Here is a 24,464-nt window from a genome sequence, read left to right as displayed (position 1 = left end):
GTGGCGCGCTGGCCAGGCTAATCTTTAGCCAAGTATGAGGGGGTTATTCATGTCGGATAAGGCCACTGCCGCCGCACCGTTCACCGTATCCATGCAGCAATCTGATTCTATGTGCATGACCCATCCCATCGCGATCGTGGGGCTGGCGGGGCGCTATCCCAAAGCGCCTGATCTGGATACCTTATGGAAGAACCTGACTGAAGGGCTTGATGCCGTCACCGAGGCTAAAGGCGAGCGCTGGGATATCGGCCATACCGTGCCGGGCAGCACCGACACCAATCGCGTCTATACTGCTGCGGGCGGTTTTCTGGACCGGATTGACCTGTTCGATGCCGAATTCTTTGGCATGTCGCCGCGTGAGGCCAAGCAGGTTGATCCACAGCACCGATTGATGCTGGAACTGACCTGGGAAGCTCTGGAAAGCGCAGGCATTGTTCCGGCCAGCATTACAGGATCACGCTCCGGTGTTTTTATAGGCCTTTCTGCAAACGATTACGCTCAACTCAATCTGTCGGGCGATGAGTCACCCAATGCCTATACCAATATCGGCAGCGCCATTTCGATCTGTTCCAACCGGATTTCCTATATCTTCGATTTCCATGGGCCTTCCATGTCGATCGACACGGCCTGCTCATCCAGCATGGTCGCCATCCACCAGGCCTGCCAGGCGCTGGCGCACGGCGAAATCGCAATGGCTGTCGCAGGTGGCGTGAACATCCTGGTCAGCCCGCGCCCATTTGTCGGCTTTTCCCGTGCATCCATGCTCTCGCCCGATGGTCGGTGCAAAAGCTTTGATGCCAGCGGCAACGGCTACGTCCGCGCCGAGGGCGGCGGCATACTTATCCTGAAACGGCTTGAGGATGCGGAGCGTGATGGTGATCCGATCCTGGCTGTCGTCCGCGCAACGGCCGTCAACTCGGACGGTCGCACCATGGGCCTGGCGCTGCCCAATGGCGATGCCCAGGAAGCGTTGCTGCGACAGGTCTATGGTGCCAGCGGAGTCAACGCCGAAGACGTTTTCTATGTCGAGGCGCATGGCACCGGCACTGCGGCAGGCGATCCGATCGAATGCGGCGCCATTGGCCGGGTGCTGGGTTCGCCGCGCAGCGATGGCTCGGTGTGTCACATGGGCTCGGTCAAATCCAATATCGGGCATCTGGAATCGGGTGCCGGTATCGCGGGTCTGACCAAGGTACTGCTGTCGCTCCGCCACCGGACATTGCCTGCCAATCTGCATTTCGACACGCCCAATCCCAAGATTGAGTTTGACGAGTGGAAACTGAAGGTCGTCGATCAGCCGGTTCCCCTGCCAGACCGGGAAAAGCCGCTGGTCTTTGGTATCAACTCGTTCGGATTTGGCGGCACCAATGCCCATATGGTGCTGCAGGAATATCGTTCGGCCAATGATGATACCGCGCGATCGGCAGCGGAGCGTCCGCTCGCCGACTGGGACGGATTTCTGGTGCTTTCGGCGCATAACCAGGGCGCGCTTGAAGCCCTGGCCGATGACTATATCGCGCGGCTGGAACAGGCCGATGAAGCGCAGTGGCTTGCCATCCGTGCCGCATCGCTGCGCGCCCGATCGCTCCACCCGCTGCGCCTTGCAGTCCCCGCCGATAGCGCGGCCGAAGCAGCCGAGCGCCTCAAACAATGGCGCGAGGATGCGGTCGGCTCGGCCATCGCCACGCGGAAATACAATGCGACCGTCGCTGCAGGAACGCAGAACCTTGCGTTTGTCTTTTCTGGCAATGGTCCGCAATGGTGGGGCATGGGCCGCGAGCTGCTGGCCGAATGCCCGCCCTTCCGCGAGGCGCTACAGGACGTCGATGCCGTCTTTGTTCCGCTGTCGGGCTGGTCGCTAATCGAGCGAATGGGCAAGCCGGAGGAAGAAACCGAGATCAGCCTGACCGAAATCGCCCAGCCGCTGCTATTCGCACAGCAGGTGGCGCTGGTAAAGGTTCTGGCGAAGGCCGGGATTACCCCGGCTGCGGTCTTCGGCCATTCGGTGGGCGAAGCTGCGGCGGCCTGGGCATCAGGTGCGCTCAGCCTCGACCAAGCAACGCGCGTGATCTATCACCGCAGTCAGCAGCAGGCCAAAACGCGGGGCGCCGGGCGCATGGCCGCAATCGGCCTGTCGCGCAAGGATGCAGAATCGACCATCGCGGCGCTCGGGCTTGGTGATGACATCGAGATCGCCGCCGTCAATTCCGCAAAGGCTGTCACCGTAGCTGGGCCGCTCGCCGGGCTTGAGCAGCTCGAAGCCCATCTGACCGAACAATCGCAGTTCGTGCGCATCCTTCCCCTGGAATATGCCTTCCACACCCGCGCCATGGACCCCATCAAGCAGCCATTGCTTGATGCGCTGGCAGGGCTTGAAGCGAGCAAGGCGAGCGTACCGTTCGTTTCGACCGTATCTGGCGAGGTGCTTGAGGGACCGGAACTGGGCACCGACTACTGGTGGAGCAACATCCGCGAACCTGTCGCCTTTGATGCCGGCGCAAAAACGGTCATCGAGACGCTCGGCATTGCCTGTTTCCTCGAAGTTGGCCCCCACCCGGTGCTGAAGGACTATGTGCTCCAAGTCGCCAAGGCGATTGGCGCGTCCGGCGTCACTGCGCTCAACAGCTTGCGCCGCCCGTCGTCAAAGGTCGCTGCACCCGAGATGCCGACGCTGCGCCAGGCGATTGCCGATGTCTATGCGGCCGGCGGTGGATCGCCCGTCGCCATGTTCCCGGTAGTAGACCGCACATTGAAGCTTCCGGCGTTTCCATGGCAGCGCCAGCGTCATTGGCGTGGCCGATATGATCTTCCCGATGCCATTGTGCCTGTCGAGCGCGATCATGGCCTGCTCGGTGCCCGTGCACCGGGTGCCGACGGCGTCTGGACCAACACCATCCAGACCGTGCTGCAACCGCACCTGAAGGACCATGTCATCCAGGACATGCCGCTGTTCCCGGCGGCAGGCTATATCGAGATGATGCTGGCGGCCGGACGCTGGCAGACCGGCAGTGAACAGATCGTGCTGGAGTCCCTCGAAATTCAGCGGCCGCTGGTACTGGCCGATGGTGCAGAGCCGATCGCCCAGACAACGATCGACAGCGCTGATGGTACCGTCCATATCCGCTCGAGGCTCACGCGCGAGGCCGATGAATGGACGGTGCACGCCAAGTGCCGCGCCAGCAAGCTGGACGGGCTTTTCCCTGCGCGGATCAATCCGCTGGCTATCCGCAATCGCATGTCGAACCTGGTCGATAATGAGCAGCATTATGCTGAATGCGCCCGTCGCGGCCTACATTATGGCCCGATGTTCCAGGGGCTGCGCTTTGCTGCGCTGACGCCTGCTGATCAACCGCAGCGCGAAGTCTTTGCCGAAATCTCGCTCGACTGGATCGACGACAAGGGGCTGGAGGACAATTTCGCTCATCCCGCCATGGTCGATGGTGCCCTGCAGGCGCTGGTTGCCCTGATTGCCAATGGTGATCCGCGCGCCTGCGCCACCATTCCGGTCTTTGTCGAACGCCTGATCTGCTTTGGCCGCCTGGGCAAGAAACTCTGGTGCCATGGTCGGCTGGTCAGCGAATCCAGCCGGTCCGGTGTGGCCGATATCGACCTTGCCGATATGGAAGGCAATATCGTCCTCAGCCTGAAAGGCGCCCGTTTCCAGAAGGTTGAGTTCAAGCCTGCAATTCTGACCCTGATGGTGGAAGACTGGCGCGTCGATCCCGATTGGCAACCGCGTTCGCACGGTGATCTGGTGCTGCCCGAATTGGCAGCTTTGACCGAACAAGCCGGTCTTGTTGTGCGAGCAGACGATGGCCAGGTTTCTGCAGGCCTTGACCGGCTGGTCGGCGCCTATGGCTGGCAGGCCATTCGCACGCTGGCGCCTGACCTTGACAGTTTCACCATCGCCAATCTGGCGGTAGAAGGCGAAGTGGCCGAAGAGCAGCGTCCGATGTTGCGGGCGATTGTTGCAATGGCAGAGGCAGACGGCCTGTTGTCACGCGATGAGAGTACGGGCCGCTGGACTGTTATCGAAGACGCGGCAGCACCGCTACCAGGTGCATTGGTACGCGAACTGATGCTCGCGCGGCCCGAATGGGTGGCAGAACTCATCGCCGTATCCGCAGCAGGATCAGAACTGCCAGCGCGGCTGCGTGGCGAGACCGAGCCCCGCATCGCCATGGCCGAGATACTGGAGGATGGCGCACCTGGCCGTGAAAGCGCCAACCGCGCGCTTGCGCAAATGGTGCAGGCGGTCGTTGCTGCCTGGCCCAACGGCCGAGCGATCCGTATCCTTGAATGCGATGGTCGCCATGGTGGCCTGACGGCAGCCGTGCTGCCACACCTGCCGCCGGAACGCTGCGACTATCTGTTCACCGATAGCGATGAAGGCCTGGTCGGCCGCGCCGAACATCGCTTCGCACGCCACCATTTCGTCCGCACCGCAACCTATTTGGAAGGGGTCGTACCCGATGAGGCGTTCGATCTCGTCGTGACATCGCGGTTCGAGGATGTCGCGCGGTTGGTGCGCCACCTGGCACCGGGCGGGGTGATCGTTGGACTCCATGCCCTGCCCAGTCGCACGGCCACACTGATCCACGGCAGCACCGAATCCACCATGGCCGCAAGCGCTGATGAACTGGGTGAGATGCTGAGCGTGAAAGCGGTAGAGGGTCCGCTTGGCAGCGAGCTGGTGCTCGCACGCCGCAGCGCCCCGGCCTCTGTCGTGATGCCCCAGATTGTTGCAGATGGTCGCAAGCGCACGTTGGTGCTGACCGAGGCCGAAGCGGGTACACCCTATGTTGAGGCCCTTGCAAAGGCGCTGTCGAGCGATGAAGCGCCTGTGCGCATTCGCGTGATCGGGCCGGACGATCTGTCCGATGAGGCGATGGAGCGGCTGGTGGCCGAAGAGGATGCCGATGAATTCGTGCACCTCGCCGGCTGGAACCGCACCGCCGATCCAGAAAGCGCCGATGCGCTGCTCGCGTATGAGGATCTGCGCTGCTACAGTCTGGTTGCCTTGGCTCGCGCCATGGAGCAGTATCAGATCAACGTGCCAGATCGTGTAGGGCCGATGCATCTGCGCGTCGTGACGCGCGGTGCACTGGCCACCATGGCTCGCGGTCCGCTCGATCCGTTCCAGGCAACGGCGCTGGGGCTTGTTCGCGTGCTGCTCAACGAGATGGGCGGACTGAAAGCCAAGGTGCTCGATGTTCATGCGTCAGCCGATGATGCTGTTGCCGGTCTGGACACGGCACGTGCACTGCTTTCCACCGGTGACGAATCCGAAATGCAGCTGGCGGATGGCATGCGCCTTATCGCCCGTGTGCGCGAGGCCAGCCATTCGGGGCTCGCCAGAATTTCGGGCAAGGCATCTACCGGCGAAGCCTTCCGCTTGGCCTGCCGTCCGCAAGGCGGACTGGATTCGCTTCACCTGACCGCGATCGAACGCAAGGCACCCGGTGCTGATGAGGTCGAGGTGCGGGTTGCCGCTGCCGGTCTCAACTTCCGCGATGTGCTGTGGACCATGGGAATGCTGCCCGAAGAAGCCGTCGAACACGGTTTCTCAGGCGCAACCATCGGTATGGAATGTTCCGGCATCGTCGAACGTGTCGGTTCGGAGGTTACGCATGTGAAGCCCGGCGATCGGGTGATGGGCTTTGCCTCATCGACCTTCGGCACGCATGTCACAACCCGCGCCGATGGCATCGGCCTGTTGCCCGATAACCTGGGCCTGGTTGAAGCTGCAACCATTCCCACGACCTTCATCACCGCCTGGTATGCGCTCGATCATCTCGCACGTCTGCGCAAGGGCGAGACGGTGCTAATTCATGGGGCCGCAGGGGGCGTGGGCCTGGCCGCATTGCAGATCGCCAAGCTGAAGGGCGCAACCGTGTTTGCAACCGCAGGCTCTGCTGACAAGCAGCGTCTGGTGCGGGACATGGGTGCCGATCATGTGCTCAGCTCGCGATCGCTGGCCTTTGCCGAGGATGTCATGCGCCTGACTGACGGCAAGGGTGTCGATGTGGTGCTGAACTCGCTGGCAGGCGAAGCGATCACGCGCAGCCTGTCGCTGCTCAAGCCATTCGGCCGCTTCCTTGAGATCGGCAAGCGCGACCTTTATGCCAATAGCCGCATCGGGCTGCGTCCATTCCGCCAGAACCTGAGCTATTTTGGCATCGACGCCGATACGCTGCTGGTCGAACGGGCCGAGCTGGCGACAGAGCTTTTCGCCGAAATCTCTGCGCTGTTCGCTTCGGGCGCGCTGCGCCCGCTGCCGCACCAGACCTTCCCGATCGCACGCTCCGACGAAGCGTTCCGCCTGATGCAGGCATCGAAGCATATCGGCAAGATCGTCATCACTCTGCCTGAGGCCGATGGCCGCGCGGCCCCCATTGTGCCGGCTGCATCGCTCAGCCTGCCGAAGGATGGCCCGTTCGTGGTCACAGGTGGCCTGGCCGGCTTTGGCCTCACCACCGCGCAATGGCTTGCCGAAAACGGTGTGAGCCAGCTCGCGCTGATGGGCCGCCGCGGGGCTGCAACCGAGGAGGCGGAGGCCGCGCTCGCCGCCTTTGCTGCAGCGGGCGTCAAGGTAAAGCCGATCGCCGTGGATGTGGCCGATCGTGCCGCACTGGCTGCGGCGCTGGATGAGGTTCGGGCAGAGCTTGGGCCGATTCGTGGCGTGGTGCATGCCGCTGCGGTGATCGAGGATGCGCCGGTCATCATGATCCAGCGGGATCTGTGCCACCGGGTCCAGTCCGCCAAGATGCAGGGCGCATGGAACCTGCACGAACTGACCCGTGGCGATCCGATTGAAGCCTTCGTGCTCTATTCGTCGTCCAGCGCTGTCGTCGGAAATCCCGGCCAGGGCATCTATGTCGGCGCAAACCTGTTCCTTGATGCCCTCGCGCAGCTGCGCCGTGCAGAGGGGCTTCCCGCGCTGTCGGTGGGCTGGGGTGCGATCAAGGGCGCAGGCTTCCTCACCCGCAACACGCATGTCGAGGAAATGCTGGAAAACCGCGCAGGCATGGCCGCAACGCCGGTGCAGGATGCTCTTGCAGAGCTGGGCCGGTTGCTCACCGTCGATGCCACGCGCGTCGCTGCCTCGCAGTTCAATCTCATGCGGCTGGGCCAGTCTCTGCCAGGAACGCGGTTGCCGCGCTTCCGCAATCTCGTTCCGCAGGGCGTATCGGTGACGGGCGATCAGGGATCCACCCTCGCTGCCGCGCTGGAAGCCATGAGTGAAGAAGAGCGCATGGAGGTACTGACCAATCTGGTGCGTGAACAGGTCGCGCGCGTGATTGGCGCGGCCGCCAGCCAGATCGAGGCGGATCGCACGCTTGCGGAAATGGGGCTCGATTCGCTGATGGCCGTCGAACTGGCAGAATCGCTGGAGCAGGAGATCGGCAAGCCGGTCTCCGTGATGCAGATGATCCAGGCCGGCACCATCAATGGCGTTGTCTCGGTCGTGATGCGTGGCTTCAAGGCGCAGTCTGCCGAGCAGGCACCTGCTGCTGCGGCCCCCGTCGCCGATGCAGCCTGATGCGCTAGACAATCCAGACAAGACGGCACCGCAAAGCCTGCTGGGCGATGCGGTGCCGATGGTCGTGTCGCGCGTCGGGCTGGCGCTGATGGGGCTGACCGACATTGTCCTGCTGTCGCGTCACGATTCCGGGCAACTGGCACAGGCGGCCCTGCTGGAGAGCAGCTTTGGCCGGGGGCTCGATATTGCCATCGCCTTTACCGTCAGTGCTTTGCCATTGATGGCGGCAGCCTTTGCCGCCGGCGGGATGGATGCGGCGATCAGGCTCTGGCGGCGCGCCATGCTGGCAGCGGCCGTCCTGGGCCTTGTGCTGATTGCCCTGTCTCCATTTGCAGCAGGGTTTCTGACCGCATGGGGACAACCTGCAAAGCTGATTCCCGGAACGGCAGCGCTCTTCCCGGTTGCAGCGCTTGGCGGGCTGGCAGGCCTGCTGGCAATTGCCTGCGCCGTCTGCCTTGAAGGCACCGGTCGTGCCGCGACCGTTTCCAAGGCGGTCCTGTGCGCCAATGCCGCCAACCTTGCGCTTGACCTGTGGTTGATCGGCGGCGGCGCTGGCGTGCCTGCCTTGGGGGCAATGGGGGCAGTCATGGCGACAGCGATTGTGCGTGGCGGGCTGTTTGTGGCTCTGGCCGTGCTGTTGCACCGGCATTGGCGCAGCATGCAGGACAATGCATCCAAGGGGGGCACGGCAGATCCGGGCGCGAAGCGGCAGCGCTCTGCAGGGTTCGCGGCCATGGCCATCGCCTTCACCATGCACATTTTTGGCATGACGCTGACCATGCTGGCCGGTCGCGTGGGTGCGGAGCCGTTAGCGGTTTACTGTGCCTGCTGGGCGCTCAACCTTCCGGTGATGATTGTGGTCAGCGGTCTGGGCGATGCGTTGAGCTTGCGCGTTGGGCGCAACCGGCATCATCCGGTGATGCCCGATTTCACCAGGCTTGCCGCGATCGTTGCGCTGCCCGCGCTGGCGCTAGCCGTCGGCGCTCCCTGGGTGGCGAGCGTCTATGCGCCGCATGGAACCATGGCGACATCGCTGGCCGCGCTGCTGCCGTACAGCGCAGCCGTCATGGGATTGGATGGCTTGAGCCTGTTGCTGCTCAGCATCATGCGCGGTCGGCAGATATTCGTTGCTCCAGCCGTCATCCAGGCAACATCCATGGCATTGGCCGTGCCGCTGGGCTGGTGGCTCGCCTTTGGCCAGGGCCAGGGGCTTGCCGGCATCGTCCACGCCATCGTCCTGACCAGCTTTGGGCGCCTCGTCGCAATGGGACTTTGCCTGATGGCGACAGCATCAACCGCGACTGCTCGATCGCTGCAGCACCAGCCTGCATCCTGAACCTAACACAAGACGGAACGCCACCCTATGTCTGACCAAAGCCGGATCTGGCATGATCTTTCCAGCGCCCAGCAGGCGATCTGGCTCGACTGCGCCATGCTGGAAAACCCGGCTGCCTATCAGGTGGGCACGGTGCTTGTCGGCAAGGGCAGGCTGGATCCGCAGCGCGCTGAGCGGGCGACTGCGGCAGTGATCGCCGATCACCAGGCGCTGCGTCTGCGCATCGATGCAGACCAGCCCCGACAGCGGCTGGTCGCGGCCGATTATGGTGCGCTGCCCTTTGGGATGGTTCATCGGGCCGATGTCGCAGAGCTTTCCGCCCATCTGCTGCAATGCACGCGCCGGGGCTTTGCGCTGGGAGCGGACCCGCTCTTTCGCGTCGAGGCCATCCAGGCTGGCACGGACGACTGGGCGGTGCTTGTCGCCGGGCACCATCTGGTGGTCGATGGTCTTTCGATCGGACGCGTGCGCGACGACTGGGCGCTGGCTTATGGGGCGCCCGAGGGCGCGCAATATCCCGGTTCGCGAGCCACCTCTTTCATCGAAAGCATTGCCAATGATGCGGCTTATGCCGGATCAGATGCGATGGCGGCAGACCTTGACTACTGGCGTGACCGGCTTGCCGGTCTGCCAGAACCGCTGCTGGGGGCCGTGATCGGCGATGGCAGCCTTAGCGATGCCCGGGTCGAGCTGAGCACGGAACGCTATGCCGCATTGGCAGAAGCGGCCCGCGCGATCGGCACAACCGCCCATCGTGCCCTGGTGGCGATCACCGGCCTGGCGCTGGGCCGCCGCTTCGGGCGGGATGACCTGATGATCGGCATGGCCCTGCATGGCCGCCCGAACGATCATCTGGAGACGGTTGGCCAGTTTGCCCGGGTGCTGCCCTTCCGCTGCACCTTCGACCCGGCGCTGCCGCTGGCCGAGGCATTGCGAACCATGGCCGCGCAACTGGATGTCGACATGAAGCACCAGCGCGTCCCGATGGATGCCATCGGCCGCGCGCTGGGCGGCAATGGCCGCGATCAGGATGGGCTGTTCGAGGTCGCGGTCAGCATCCTGCCACCGCCCGCCATGGGTATGCCGCGCCTGGGTGACATGCCAGCCAGCATTCAGCCCCAGTCCGGACAGGAACATTCCCCGCTTTCGGTGTTCATGCGTGAACAGGTGGATGGATCGTTGGTCATCACCTTCGGGCATGATCCTGCCCGCCTCGGCGCTGCAGAAGTCGCCCGGATCGCCGATCGCATCGCGGCTGTGATCGAAAGGCTGCTGGAACGACCGACGGCCAAGGTCAACGCACTGTCCGCGCTCGCCAAGGGCGAAGCGGCCCGCATCGCCGGCTTCGAGACCGGGCCGGGGATGGCGCTGAGCAGCACGCTGCCGGTTGCGCTTTTTGCCGAGGCCGTGGCCCGGCATGGCGACGAACATGCGGTGATGGAAGGCGATCAGAGCTGGTCCTACAAGCAGATCGACGCGCTATCGGATGGTTTCGCCGCCAGCTTTGCCGCCCGTGGTGTTGCCCGGGGCGATGTCGTTGCGGTCATTCTGGAACGATCCTGCGACACGATTGCCGCGCTGATCGGGCTGCTCAAAATCGGTGCTGTCTATCTTCCGATCGATCCCAGCCAGCCCGAGGCGCGCGCGCTGGCGATGCTGCAGGCGGCAGAAGCCCGCATGGTGCTCACCTGGGGGGCATGGGAGGCCGCTCTGGCCGGTTCCTTCCCGATGCTGACGCCTGAACAGGTCGACCGCCTGGCAGCACGGCCCAGCATCGACATTGAGGCAGTGCCGGGCGATCCCGCCTATGTCATCTTCACCTCGGGCTCCACCGGCACACCCAAGGGCGTTGTCGTTCCGCACCGCGCGATTGCCAATCTGGATGCGGCGCGTCAGCCGCACGATCCGATCGGCCCCGGAGACCGGGTGCTCGCGGCAATTTCGGTCGGCTTCGATGTATCCATCGGCCAGTTGTTGCTGCCATTGCTGCGCGGCGCCTGCGTGGTCGTCGCGCCCGATGTGCGGATGATGAGCCCGGCGCAATTCTGGGAATTCCTGGCAAACCATGCCGTCACCCATATCAATTCGGTCCCGTCCTTCTTCGAAGCGATGCTGGAAGGCGCGCCCGACACTGCACGGCTGAAGCGGTTGATGCTGGGGGGAGAGCCGTTGTCTGCTGCGCTTGCTCGCCGTCTGCGCGCCGCGCTCAACGGCACGCAGGTCGTGAACATGTACGGTCCCACCGAGGCAACGGTCGATGCCAGCGCCTATATGGTTCCGGCCGATCTTTCTGGCGATGCCAAGAGCCTGCCGATCGGACGACCGCTCCCGAATTACAGCTTCTTCATTCTGGATGACCATCTCCGCCAGACCGGCATCGGCCATGTCGGTGAGCTGTATATCGGTGGATCTGGCCTGGCGCAGGGCTATCTCGGCGCGCCAGACCTGACCGCCGCGCGGTTCATCGACAGCGATTATGGGCGCATCTATCGCACCGGAGACCTGGCCGCCTGGCGGGAGGATGGTGAGGTGCTTTTCCTCGGTAGGGTCGACGGCCAGGTCAAGATACGCGGACATCGTATCGAAGTGAGCGAGATCGAGGCGCAGCTGCTGGCGAATCCCGATGTCCAGTCGGTCGCAGTGATCGCCCGGCCCGATGCTACCGGCGCACTGAGACTGCTGGGTTATGTGGTCCCGCGCGAAGAGACGGCATTGGATATCGCCGCATTGCGCGACCAGATCGCCGATGCGCTTCCCAGCTACATGGTGCCCAGCGCCATCATGCCTCTCGATCGGCTACCGCTCACCACCAATGGCAAGCTTGACCAGCGAGCACTCCCCGATCCCGGTCCCGAACGTACCGCTGGCGTGCAGCGCCAGCCCGAAGGTGCGCTGGAGCAGCAGGTGGCTGCCCTTTTCTGTGATCTTCTCAATCTTCCTTCGGTCGATGCCGATGATGATTTCTTCGCAATGGGCGGGCATTCGCTGCTCGCGACGCGTCTGGTCGGGCGGCTGCGCGAGGAAACCGGGGCGGAGTTGCGGATACGCTCGGTCTATGAAGCGCCGACAGTAGCGAGCCTCGCTCAGGCCATCCGGGCGGCCGCGCGCACAACCGACCGGCCAGCACTTGTGGCGCGCTCGCCGCGTCCTGACCCATTGCCGCTCTCTTTTGCTCAGGAACGGCTCTGGTTTCTCGATCGGCTGGAGCCCGGCAGCGCCGCCTATAACATTCCGCTCATCTTCCGCATCGAGGGCGCGCTGGATCCGGACGCGATGCGCACGGCCCTTGGGCAGGTGATCGACCGCCATGAAAGCCTGCGCACCCGCTTCGTTTCCCGTGATGACGAACCGGTCCAGATCGTCGAGCCGCAGGTCGAATGCCCGTTCGCGCTGCATGATCTCGAAGGCGCAGATGCCGCTGTTGTGCAACAGGCCATCATGGCTGAGGCGCTGCGCCCGTTCGAACTGCAGGCCTCGCCCCTGATCCGCCTAGCGCTTTTCAAGCTGGGTCAGCATGAGCATGTTGCAGCGCTGACGGTGCACCATATCGTCGCAGATGGCTGGTCGATAGCCATTCTGCTCGATGAGCTCACCAGCGGCTATGTTGCCGCGCAATGCTGCACGGAGATATGTCGGCCTGCGCTAAGCCTGCATTATGCCGATTATGCGCTCTGGCAGCGCGAATTGCTCTCGGGCGAAGAGCTCAGCCGCCAGCGCGCCTACTGGCTGGACGCGCTGGCGGGCGCACCAACTTTATTGAACCTGCCAAGCGATCGGCACGAGGCCTGTACCGGGGGCGGTGTGCACAGGCTGGGCATCGATGGCGAGCTTGGCCGCGCCGTGGCCGATCTGGCTGCGCGCCATGGCACCAGTCCATTCGCGGTGCTGATGTCCGGGTGGAGCCTGCTGCTGGGCAAATGGACCGGTCAGCGCGATCTGTTGGTCGGCACGGCACTGGCCGGTCGCAATGACAGCATTCTCGACAACCAGATCGGCTTTTACGTCAACACCTTGCCCGTCCGCACCCTGATCGATCCAGCAAGGACAACCGATGAACTGGTTCGCCAGACAGCGGCGCAGATGATGGATGTGCAGGCGCACCAGGACATGCCGTTCGAACAGTTGGTGCAGGCGCTGAAACCCGAACGGCTGCCTGGACGCCACCCCCTGTTTCAGGCGCTTTTCGTTTTGCAGAACGGCCCGGCTCCGGCTCTGGCGCTGGAGGGGCTGGCGATCCGCCTGGTCGATCTGCCTGCCGCGCCTGCTCGTTTCGACCTCGCACTGTCGCTTGCCCCCGATGGTGATGGCTATGGTGGTGACATCAGCTACGCCGCCAGCCGGTTTGCACCGGCGACCATTGCCGCGCTGGCGGAGCGGTTTGTCGCGCTGCTGCAGCACATGGTCCGGACTGATGCGCCCGCCATCGCGATACTCGAAGTGCTTCAGGAGTGGGGCGGTGATTGGGATGCGGGCAACCAGACTACGCCCGCAAGCCCTGAGACCTTCCGGTGCGCGACGCCTGCATCGCTTGATCCGCTGGAACAGAAGGTTGCAGCCTTGTGGTCGGAACTGACCGGAGCTGGCCCCCTTGGCCCCGACAGCGATTTTTTTGACATCGGCGGTCACTCTCTGGCGGCGCTGCGCCTCACCGCGCGGCTGGAGGTCTTGCTGGGCAAGAAGGTGCCGGTGAGCCTGATCTTCGCTCATCCGACCCTGAAATCCTATTGCGCGGCATTGATGGAAGATCCGACCGGACTGGCCGGCAGCCCGCTGGTTCCGCTGCAACAAGGTGCCGGGCCGGCGCTGTTCTGCATCCATCCTGTCGGTGGTGGTGTCTTCGGCTATATGCCGTTGATGCGAGAGCTGGCCCCGCGGCGAGAGGTCTGGGGGCTGCAGGCAAGGGGCTTTGATGACGATACGCCCCTCCCGCCGAGCATCGACGCCATGGCTGCAGACTATGTCACGGCGCTACGCACGGTGCAGCCGCGCGGCCCCTATAATCTGCTGGGCCATTCCTTCGGCGGCATGGTTGCCTATTGCATGGCGCGGCAATTGCTGGCGGCAGGGGATGATGTCGCCACGCTGCTGTTGCTGGACAGCGACTATCCGCAGGTGGCCTCCTCGCCCCAATCGCCCCATCCTGTGCTGGCCATGGTCCCCGCCGAAAAGCATGCGCTGGTCTCGCATCATATCGCTTTGGCCCAAATGTGGAAACCTGAAGGAACAGTCCCGCGCCTTGCCTATCTGCGTGCAGATGGCGACGGTCGGGATAGTGCGCGCGAGCAGCTCTGGCTGTCGCACGCCACGAACCCCGTATCGCTGCAGCCCGCAACCTGCGGCCATTACGCAATGCTGGATGTCGATCAGGCCGCACGCATTGCGCAGCACCTGGCACCAGCCATGGTTCACGCAAACTTTACCATGGCGGGTGCATAAAGCCATGGTCATGACCAGCCTGCCGATCCGCCAATTTGCCAGTATTCTGGCAGTGCTTGCGCTTACAGGCTGCGTGCACGTGGGCGAGCCGCCCAAGCTGTCCTTCGACATGCCCGATCAGTTCGAAGCGGATAAGGGATCACCACAGGGTGCGGCAGATGCTGACCTGTCAAGATGGTGGCTGGCATTCAACGACGATCAACTCGACCGCCTGATCGAAACCGCGCTGCAATCTGCGCCAGATGTCAAGATTGCCCGAGCAAGGCTGGCCGAAAACCAGGCCAATGCCAGCAGGATCCTGCGCAGCTTCGATCCCCAGGGTGGGCTGGCGGCAGGCGGCAGCGCACAGGAACTCAACCAGGAATCGGGCGATATCAACCTGCCTAACCTCCCGGTGGATGTGCCGCTGGTGCAAACCGGGCGCACCTATACCTATAGCGCCAGCTTTGGCGTGACCTGGGAACTCGACGTGTTCGGCCGCAAGCGTGCTGCGGCGGTGCTCGCGGGGTCACGGATGCAGCAGGCTGCCTATGAGTTGGAGCTGGTCCGTACCGCGCTGGCCGCATCGGTGGCCGATGCCCTGTTTCGCGCCAGGGGCCTGGCAGCAGAAATGCAGGAAGCGCGGCTCACGGAATCCGTGGAAAACCAGTCGCTGGCTGCGCTCGACAGCAAGATCAAGGCCGGCCTCACGACCGATGGTGAGCGCGTGGCGACGCTGATGCGGCGCAATGGTGCCCGCGCCCGGGTGGCTGGACTGCGCGGTGAGCTGGATTCGGTGCGGCGCGAACTGCTGGTCCTGATCGGCAAGGGAACCGCTCCCCTGGCATCGCTCGACATTCTGCCCGACCTGCCGTTGCCGCCTGAGGTGCCGCAGACAGCACCCGGAATTCTTCTGGAACGACGGCCCGATGTGCACATCGCCCAGCAAGAGATGATCGGTGCGCTGGGCGACCAGGCTCTCGCCAAGCTGGACCTGTTCCCCAATTTCACGCTGTCGCCCGGCTATACCTTCAGCGGGCAGGATCGCCAGTCGCAGGGCTTCTCAACCAGCCTTTGGTCGCTTGGGCTTCAGGGACTGATGCCGATCCTTGATCGCGGCAGGCTGCTGGCGGAAGTGCGGGCCAGCGATGCGCGTGTGAACCAGGCCGTGAGCAATTACGAGAAGGTGGTGCAATCTGCCTATGGCGAAGCGGATGGCGTTCTGGCGCGGCTGGCAGCGGATGCCGAGCAATTCCGCATCATCAGCGAATCCGAAATTCAGGCAGAGCAGGCCTGGCGCATGATGGAGCAGGGGCTTGAGCGCGGCCTGGTCGATCCGGAAACGGCGCGCAATGCCTACCGGCAGCTGCGGTCGGCCCGCGAAGACATGATCCTGGCGCGGCTGCAATGGCTGCGCCGAACCGTCCAGGCGTTCAAGGCACTGGGCGGCGGCTGGGACCAGCGCGCCCTGGCAAACATCCCAAGGGGGAAACCCGATAATGGCTGATCAAAACTTTACCCGGCTGCACGCGGCGTGCCTGTTGGCGCTGGCGGCATTCCTGCCTGCCAGCTGCAACCTCGATGCAAGCCCTGTGATCGCGGCAACCACTGGCGAACCTGCCATGCGCGCAGTGCGCACCGCCAGTGTCTCACTGCGCAGCATCGACCTTTCGATCAACGCCAGCGGCATTTTGATGCCGCATGAAACGATGACGCTCAGCTCCGATATGCCCGGGGTCAAGGTTCTGCACGTCAGCGCAGATGCCGGCAGCATGGTCCGCAAGGATGAAGTGCTGGTTCAGCTCGATCCGACCATGTTGCAGGCCCAGATCGACCAGCAGCAGGCGGTGGTGGCTCAGCATAAGGTCTTGCTGCGCCAGGCCGAGCAGGAAAATGCCCGGACGACCGGTCTTTCAGCTGGTCAGGTGCTGTCAGCCGAAGCGATTTCAGCCCGCCGCTTCAAGGTGGAGAGCGCCCGGGCGGCGCTGCAGGTGCATGAGGCGCAGCTGAAGGAACTGGCGCTGCGGCGGGGACGTCTTTCGCTTCGGGCACCAGCTGCCGCCATGGTGGTGGAGCGCAATGTTGCGCCAGGCGACCTTACCGGATCCTCCCCGCGTCCGATGCTGGTGCTGGTGCCGCACGGGCAGATGGAATTGCGAGTGCAGGTGCCTGAGGCGCGTCTGGCAGACCTGCGACCAGGCACAGCTGCAGCGGTGACGTTGGCGGACAATCGCCAGTTCAACGGCACGGTCCGCCGTGTTGGTGCGCAGATCAACCAGCAATCAGGTCTGGCCGAACTGTGGATCGGACTGGAAGGCCAGAATGGCGGCGCACTGATCGCGGGCATGTCCGGTACGGCGCGCCTGCAACTGCGAACCCGGTCTGTGCCGGCCATTCCTGAAAAGGCGGTGCTGTATGACACGGCGGGCGCCAGCGTGATGGTGGTCGACAGCAACAATCGTGTACGCCGTCGTGCGGTCAAGCTCGGTGCTCGGGGCCAGGACTTTGTCGAGGTGACAGGCGGGCTCGATGAAGGCACCCGGATCCTGGTAGGGTCCGCAGCATTTGTCGCCGACGGTGAAAAGGTGTCGCCGATGCCACCCACGGCAGTAGGCGACTGATGGACATGTCCCCCCGCCAGCGCCTGACCCTGGCACCGGCGCGGCGCAGACTGGCATGGTCAAGCTGGGCCATCGCCAATCCCGTACCTGTGTACTTGCTTTTTGTCCTGCTATCGCTTGCGGGCGCGGTGAGCTGGTTTTTCTTGCCGGTCCAGCGCTATCCGGACATCACATTTCCGGCGGTTTCGATAAGCGTTCCCTATCCCGGAGCCTCATCCAGCCAGATCGAGACCAGCGTCACCAAGCCGATCGAACAGGCTGTCGCTTCCATGCCCAAGGTGGAAGTCGTGGTGTCAACGGTCGCGCAGGGACTTTCTACCACGGTGGTCCAGTTTCCTATCGAGGAAGATCTGGGTGATGTGACCGACAATGTCCGCACGCGGATAGACCAGATCCGCGCCAGCTTGCCCGCTGGCTCCGATCCTCCCATTGTCCGCCAGATCGGCATCGATGAAACGCCGATCCTGGCCTATGCCGTTACCTCATCCAGCCGGTCCATTGGCGACCTGTCGCGCTTGATCGATGATCAGGTAACCGGCAGCCTGCAACGTCTACCTGGAGTAGGCTCGGTGCAACGCGTTGGGGGCACTGATCGCGAGATCAACGTCAGTGTCGATCCGAACCGCATGGCGGCCTTGGGAATTTCCATCGCGCAACTCAACGACAGCCTGCGGCGGACCAGCAGGGACGATCCTGGTGGCATGGCCAATCTGGGCGGCAGCGAGCAGCCGCTGCGTATTGTCAATGCTGCCGCCAGCGTCGATGAACTGCGTTCGACACGCATTCCCCTGCCTGGCGGCCGCAGCGTTCGGCTGGACGATATTGCCACTATCGGAGATGGGGCCGGCGATGTTCGGCAGTTTGCGCGGCTCAACGGCATTCCCGCAGTAGCATTCCAGATATCCCGCGCACGCGGCAGCAGCGAGGTGGCAGTCGAAGATGAGGTGCAAGCCGAAATTGCTGCGCTCAAACGGCGCTATCCCGATTTGGTCATCGAACCGCTCTATTCTACCGTCGCGCAAACCCGTGCCAGCCTGGATGAAACCATCCGCGCACTTCTGGAAGGGCTTTTGTTGACCACGATCGCAGTTTGGTTCTTCCTGCGTGACTGGCGCTCTACCGCAGTCGCGGCCATTGCCATGCCGGCATCTTTGCTACCCACGCTGGCGGTCATGCTGCTCTTCGGGTTCACGCTGAATATCGTATCGCTGCTCGCACTGACCCTGGTGATCGGCATCCTGGTTGATGACGCGATCGTGGAGATCGAGAATATCCGCCATCGGCTCGATCGGGGCGAAGACTCCGTCACCGCAGCGCGCGAGGGGGCGAACGCGATCGGCCTTGCCGTGGTGGCCACCACGCTTGCCATCGTCGTGGTTTTTCTTCCGGTCTCGTTCATGGCAGGCGTTCCGGGTCGGTTCTTCCATGAATTCGGAATCATGGTCTCGGTCGCGGTGCTGTTTTCGCTGCTGGTCGCGCGGTTGCTGACGCCGTTACTGGCGGCTCGCGTTCTCAGGCCCGAGCGTAACCAGAAGAAGAAGCCAAGCTCGGCCATTGCGCGTCGCTATGGCAGGATGCTGGGCTATGCCTGTGCGCGGCCATGGCATGTCGCTGCCGCCGGTATTGCCATGATGGTTCTCACCACGATGGTCGTGCCGCTTCTGTCCACCGGCTTCCAGCCCGCAGGCGATCCCGATCAGATTTTCGTGAAGATTCAGGGTGCACCAGGCAGCACGGCGCGTGATATGGAAAACGCCATTGCCGAAGCGACAGCGCTTTTTCGCAGGCAGCCAGAGGTTGCCAGCGTCTTCGCCCAGGCCGGAACGAAGATCCAGGGCGGCGCGGGCGGCGATCGTGGCCTTGCTGATATTCGCGATGCGACGCTGACGGTCGTTTTTCGCCCTGACCGCAGCACCAGTGCCCAGGATTTTCGCGCGCGGTTGCGTTATGACCTCAAGCTTCTGCCCGATGCGCGTGTCAATTTTCTGGGTGAAACCGCAGGTGCAGATGTCATTACGATACTGACAGGGGATGATCCGGACCAGCTGGCCAAAATCGCTAGCCAGGTCATCGCCGAAATGCGCGGGCTGAAGCTGGTCGACGACCCCCGGCTTACCAATCCGTTGGGCGCGCCGGAACTTGTGGTGCGTCCCGACCGCGAAGCAATGGCACGGCTTGGCGTCAATGCAGACGCGCTGGCCGCCGTGCTGCGCGTGGCAACCGTGGGCGATACGGATCGAAATCTGGCGCAATTGACCCAACCGGACAATTCGGTCGCTATCCGTCTGCGCCTGCCCGATGAGGCAAGGCAAGATCTCGATACGTTGCGCGATCTGCGCGTGCCCAGCAGCACAGGTGTCACCTCGCTGGGCGCAGTGGCGCGGATCGATTTTGAAATGGCTCCGGAAAAGATCACCCGGTTCGACCAGAAGCGTCAGATCACGATCGAAGCAGATCTCAAGGATGGTGCTGAATTTGGTGATGCGGTTGCCGCGATCCGCGCACTGCCAGCCATGCGCAATCTGCCAGACGGCATTTCGACCAACTCGATCGGGAACCAGCGCGCGATGGAGCAGCTTTTCCAGTCTCTGGCGCTGGTATTCATCACCGCAATAGTGCTGATGTATGCGCTGCTGGTTCTTCTTTTCGGCGACATGCGCCGGCCGGTGGTGATTCTCTCTGCGCTGCTACCTGCGGTGACAGGCGGTCTGCTCGCGTTGCTGGCGGGTGATTTTGCCCTCGATCTGCCCGCTCTGATCGGACTGCTGATGCTGCTGGGCCTGGCGGCCAAGAACTCGATCCTGATCGTCGACAATGCGGTTGTCAGGCAGCGGGATGGCGAAGCGGTCGCCCCTGCCATCATCATGGCCTGCCTGGAACGTGCCAGACCAATTCTGATGACATCACTGGCGATGATCGCAGGAATGATCCCTACCGCCCTTGCTTTCGGCGAGGGGGCTGAGTTTCGCCAACCCATGGCCATTGCCGTGATCGGTGGCCTGATCAGCTCCACCTTTGTTTCGCTTGTGCTTGTTCCGGCCCTGTATGTGCTGATGTCCCGAGGCCGGAACACGGCGACCGCATCGGTCGAGGCGCCGCTTGCCGTGCCCGTCAAATAGAAGGGCACGTATACGCTCCGGATCGATCAGGCAGCCGGCTTCCACACCTGGGTCTGGCAGAACGGACCGAGACACCCCTTCACTTCAAGCAGTCCTCCGGACTTGCGCCTAACCTCTGACGTATAGGTACGCCCGGTCTTGGGATCATAGATTTGCCCGCGCCAAATATCTGCGTCTGCCTTGAGGTCCGATAGGATTGTCGTGCCTATCAGCCGGCGGTTCCGCTTGGCGGGGTCGGCATTGTTCACATCGCGCTGGTCCTTGCCACCTGGAGGCGCGATGAGGAAACGTTCCAGAGTGCCGCAGAACGCCTTGCCGCACTTGCGGATCGCAATCATCGCATCCCTTTCCGGAGTTACCCACTTACCGGTAATGGCTTCAGCAGCAACTGCGGGAGAGCCCGAAGATAACCCAAGGGCCAACAGCACCAAAATTACTCTGATCATCCACCAAACCTCCCAATCTTCCATCATCCGTCCCGACAAAGGTGGACGACAGATTTAGCCTGCCTGCTCGCCTTGCGGGAGGGAGTGCGACTGTAATGGCCATAAAATAATCAGGTTCGTCAAGTCTCGAGGTTTCGCGGGAATGAGAGCCATGTGCCTTGATCTCAAATACTGAGTGACGGGACAATGTTGCGGAGCATTCGACAATCACTGGCCGATGGGTCGCTATTGGCTGATGCAGACATTGGTCAAGCTTACCGGAAAGGCGGGGCTTGGTCGGCAGCTGCCGTGACCTAGGCCGTCGCAATTGATGCGCCAATCAATGTGTCAAACGCGCTGCATTCGAGGTTCCAGCTGTAGAGAATGGCGACTCGCTAACGGTGCAGGTCGACCTCAACACCGGTCAACGGATTGGCGACATGTTGGGCTGAAATGATCGATTTCCTGGCTTCGCGCAGACCCCTCCTGCGGGCGATCATCTATCAGTCCGTCTATCAGTTTGGCGTGGAAAAATCTATCAGTCGGCAAGCCATACACCTGCAAATACAGGTTTTTCTTTGCTATCAGATGCTTGTAGTCAAAAGCTGATCATGCTGTCGGGGATCCTGTCTCCCCGACCATTTTCATCAGCAAGCCCAATGCGCAGACGCCATAGGCGTGCACGCATCAGGACGCCCGCCGTCGTGCCGGGTGGCGCGACAGACGGGCGGGTGGCAGCTTGCCCGGATTGCGCGGGTTAGGGTGCCTTGGCGGCAGTGGCTTCGATCTCGATCAGGAATTGCGGGCCTGCCAGCCCTGCGACCTGCACGGTCGAGCGCGCGACCAGATTGGGATTGGCCGCGGTGCCGAAGAATTCGCGATAGCCGGCATTGAACCCGGCGAAATCCATCTTGCCGCCCAGCTTGGGATCCCCGACCACGAACACCGTCAGCTTGACGACATCGGACATCGCATAGCCCTGCTTGGCGAGCGCCGCCTCGATCTTCTTGAACGTGCTGATCGTCTGCGTCTTGGTATCGCCATAGGCCTCGATGCCTTCGGTTTTGGCAGGGTCGATCGGGCTGGCGAGCTGTCCGCTGAGCATCAGCACTTCGGCGCCGGGCGGGATGGTGACACCGCCCAGGATGATCGCCGGCGGCGGGTTGGTGTGGCGCACGATCGGTTCGGCTTGCGCTGCCGCCGTGCAAAGGCCAGTTGCGGCGAGGGATGCGAGAAGAAAGCGGATCAAGAGTATGTCCTTTCATGGAAGCGCAAGGATGCGGTGACCCTGCCGGTTCGGCCGATGTCACCGCATCCGTGACGATGGATCAGAATTGTGCGCTGGCGCGCAGGTACCAGAAACCCCCCATATAGCTGAGCGGGGACGCATCGTTGTAGATGCGACCACTGGCCTGGGCCCCGGTGGCCGCGTAGATATTTCGGACCTCCCGTTCAGGATAGCGATTGAACAGGTTTTCCGCCCCTGCTGCAAGACGATACCGCTCGGCAAAGGTGATGCCGACCTCCAGATCGAAGCTGTAGTCCGGACGGAAGGTCTGCCGGGTAATGCTGCCGACCTCCACGGCATTGCTGTTGAACGAGGTGATGCTGCCGAAATAGTTGGCCCGGGCGGTGGCATCGAACATGCCCAGCGACCAGCTTGTCGACAGGACGGCACGCCACTTGGGCGACAGCCCCTCAATATTGGCGGCGCGCTGGATGTTGATCGCCGCCGGAATGGTGCGTTCGGTCACTTCGGTCTTGTTGTAGTTGACCGCCAGCGATGTGTTGAACGATCCGATGCCAGTGGTGGCCTGGTACGATGCCACCGCGTCGACGCCCTCGGTTCGTGTCTTGAAGCCATTGGTGAAATAGTTGACCTGGCCCAGATCGAAGGCGTTGGCGACGCCCAGGGCGAACAGCGCCGTCTGCTGCGCGGGCGTCACCGCAAAGGATGACGTGATGGCAATGCGGTCTCTTACCTCGATATTGTAGTAGTCGATCGTGAGGTTGAACCCGCCACCCGGCGTGATCACCACACCGCCCGAGATGCTGACCGACTTTTCCGGCGTGAGCGGTCGTGATCCGAAGAACAGGCCGGTGGTGCTGTCTGCCGTGACTGTTGCCGTTGCTATCGGCACGGTGCTGTTGTTGGGAAAGCCTGTCTGCACATTCGCGGTCGAGGCCTGGCCCGGTGTCGGCGCCCGGAAACCGGTGCTGGTGGCCCCACGCACCGCAATGAAGTCCGCCAGCGCCCAGCGCGCGTTGGCCTTGAGGTTGAACGTACCGCCAAAATCGCTGAAATGGTCATAGCGGGCCGCCAGCCCCAGCGAAAAGCTTTTGACGATATCGGCCTCGACATCGAGATAGGCCGAATAGTTGGTGCGGGTTCGCTGTGTAGCAGACGCCGGACCAAAACCGGGAAACCCGTCTGCCCCGATACCTGCCAGATTGCGGAACTGGGTGCCGTCCGGGCGCTGCACGATTTGCAGGGCAAACGGGCCTTGCGCATAGGATTCCGGATCGCCGAGGCCGACTTCATAGGTTTCCCGGCGGAATTCCAGGCCCATCGCGATGTTCAGCGGTGAGGCAAAGCCAACCTCCCATGGATAGCTTGCATCAAAATTGAAGTTGGCCTCGCGCTGCTCCAGCGTTCCCAGGAAGAACTCGGTCGGCGATTGCGGCCCGAGCGACGGGTTGTAGGTGTCGGTCATGTCATACTTGATCGTGTTGCGCCCGATGGACGCGCTCAGATCGAACAGAACACCAAAACCGGTTTCGCCGCGATAGCCGATGACCCCCGAGAAATCCTCGTTGCGGCTTTTGAAGATCGGGGTGTAGCCGTTGGGGAAGATGCTTGCGAACGAGAATGTCGCACCGGTGGAGCTGAAGACCGGCAAGCCGGTGGGAGATAGCAGGCCAGGAATCCGGGTCAGATAGTTGATGCCTCCGCCCGCACCCGAGACCGGGAAGGTTTGCGTTGCCACCGGTGCGACACCGGGAAACGGGGTGACACCCGCCACGGTCACGGCGATGGGCCGTCTGTAGTTGAAGTCGACCTCCTGATCGGCATAGCCATAATTGCCGAACAGATAGATTTCGGTCGTGTCATCAAGCGGGATCGCCGAGTTGATCACCAGCCGATAGGTCGTGCTTTTCGGCTGCCCATAACGTGTCGGAGGCGTGGGAACCTGAATGCCTCGCGCCCGCAGCGCAGCCGAATCCGGTCGGTCGAGCGCCCGGTCGAACAGACCCTGATCGACGAACTCGCCGCTGATGTTGAAAAACCCGTCGCCCAGCTTGAAGCCGGCGTTGCCGGAGACCTGGATGTCCTTGCCATCGCCGCGATAGGTCTGGCCATAGCGGGCATTCAGCTCATATCCGCTGTCGTTTTCGCGTAGCCCCAGGTTGATGACGCCGGCGATGGCATCCGAACCATATTGCGCTGCTGCCCCGTCGCGGAGCACCTCCAGCCGACCGAGCGCGACCGAGGGAATCTGCGACAGATCAACCCCCTGCGATCCGGCGGAAAGCGAATCTCCGGCGACCTGGACCAGTGCGCTGCGGTGCATGCGCTTGCCGTTGATGAGCACCAGAATCTGATCCGGTGGCAGGCCGCGCAGGGTGGGCGGGCGAACGAACGCCGTACCGTCGGCCCCAGCGTTGCGTTGCTGGTTGAACGAGGGGACCAGGTTCTTGAGAATGGTCTGCAGGCTCGGGCTGGCCTGGGTGGCCAGATCGTCCGCGGTGAACACGTCGACCGGCACCGAGGATTCGATCACCGTGCGATCGGTGCGGCGGGTGCCGGTCACCACGATGTCGGCACGATCCTGATCCTCGTCGTCCTGCACCATGGCCTCTGCCATGGGCTGATCTGCGGCATCTGCGGTTGCAGATGCTGCCCAGGCGGTCTGCGACGCCGCCAGAATGGACACGGCCATGGCCGTCCGCGAAATACCCCCGAAAATCATGTCTTCAAGCTCCCTTTATCTTAAGGTTGAGCTT

9 protein-coding genes are annotated in these 24,464 nt (G+C 62.9%); 6 read left to right on the top strand and 3 right to left on the bottom strand.

Translation table 11 applies throughout. The annotated features are described in order from the left end of the window. The first annotated feature begins 115 nt into the window (after nucleotides 1-115). The 6 genes from LI72_RS06645 to LI72_RS06620 are packed head-to-tail and all read left to right on the top strand — an operon-like array spanning nucleotide 116 to nucleotide 20,034. On the top strand, nucleotides 116-7,543 hold the full coding sequence (locus LI72_RS06645; protein WP_033924970.1) for a type I polyketide synthase: 7,428 nt from the start codon (nucleotides 116-118) through the stop codon (nucleotides 7,541-7,543). Then, a complete protein-coding gene (locus tag LI72_RS06640) occupies nucleotides 7,533-8,879 on the top strand; it encodes an MATE family efflux transporter (RefSeq protein WP_033924969.1) in 1,347 nt (448 codons plus the stop codon). Before LI72_RS06645 ends, LI72_RS06640 begins: the two co-directional genes overlap by 11 nt. 27 nt (nucleotides 8,880-8,906) lie before the next feature. Continuing rightward, nucleotides 8,907-14,315 carry a non-ribosomal peptide synthetase gene (locus LI72_RS06635; protein WP_033924968.1) on the top strand — a complete coding sequence of 1,803 codons (5,409 nt, stop codon included), beginning with the start codon at nucleotides 8,907-8,909 and terminating at the stop codon, nucleotides 14,313-14,315. A 4-nt stretch (nucleotides 14,316-14,319) separates the two neighbouring features. Next, the gene (locus LI72_RS06630; RefSeq protein ID WP_033924967.1) at nucleotides 14,320-15,801 is read left to right on the top strand and encodes an efflux transporter outer membrane subunit; all 1,482 of its coding nucleotides are present in this window, start codon (nucleotides 14,320-14,322) and stop codon (nucleotides 15,799-15,801) included. Then, on the top strand, nucleotides 15,794-16,915 hold the full coding sequence (locus tag LI72_RS06625; protein ID WP_052129562.1) for an efflux RND transporter periplasmic adaptor subunit: 1,122 nt from the start codon (nucleotides 15,794-15,796) through the stop codon (nucleotides 16,913-16,915). The genes LI72_RS06630 and LI72_RS06625 overlap by 8 nt, the downstream gene beginning before the upstream one ends. Further along, complete coding sequence (locus LI72_RS06620) at nucleotides 16,915-20,034, top strand: efflux RND transporter permease subunit (protein ID WP_052129561.1); 3,120 nt, start codon at nucleotides 16,915-16,917, stop codon at nucleotides 20,032-20,034. Before LI72_RS06625 ends, LI72_RS06620 begins: the two co-directional genes overlap by 1 nt. A 26-nt stretch (nucleotides 20,035-20,060) precedes the next feature. On the opposite strand, the gene LI72_RS06615 is transcribed toward LI72_RS06620, so the two are convergent. From LI72_RS06615 to LI72_RS06605, 3 genes are all read right to left on the bottom strand, one after another. Next, complete coding sequence (locus LI72_RS06615; protein WP_033925388.1) at nucleotides 20,061-20,480, bottom strand: DUF2147 domain-containing protein; 420 nt, start codon at nucleotides 20,478-20,480, stop codon at nucleotides 20,061-20,063. 736 nt (nucleotides 20,481-21,216) lie between these two features. After that, a complete protein-coding gene (locus tag LI72_RS06610; RefSeq protein ID WP_033924966.1) occupies nucleotides 21,217-21,708 on the bottom strand; it encodes a RidA family protein in 492 nt (163 codons plus the stop codon). A gap of 79 nt (nucleotides 21,709-21,787) precedes the next feature. Continuing rightward, a complete protein-coding gene (locus LI72_RS06605) occupies nucleotides 21,788-24,400 on the bottom strand; it encodes a TonB-dependent receptor plug domain-containing protein (protein ID WP_052129559.1) in 2,613 nt (870 codons plus the stop codon). Between the last annotated feature and the right edge of the window lie 64 nt (nucleotides 24,401-24,464).

This window comes from Sphingomonas sp. 35-24ZXX (assembly GCF_000786215.1).
GTDB lineage: Bacteria > Pseudomonadota > Alphaproteobacteria > Sphingomonadales > Sphingomonadaceae > Blastomonas.
Note: the sequence above shows the minus strand (reverse complement) of the source record. Positions and strands in the feature narration are given on the sequence as shown.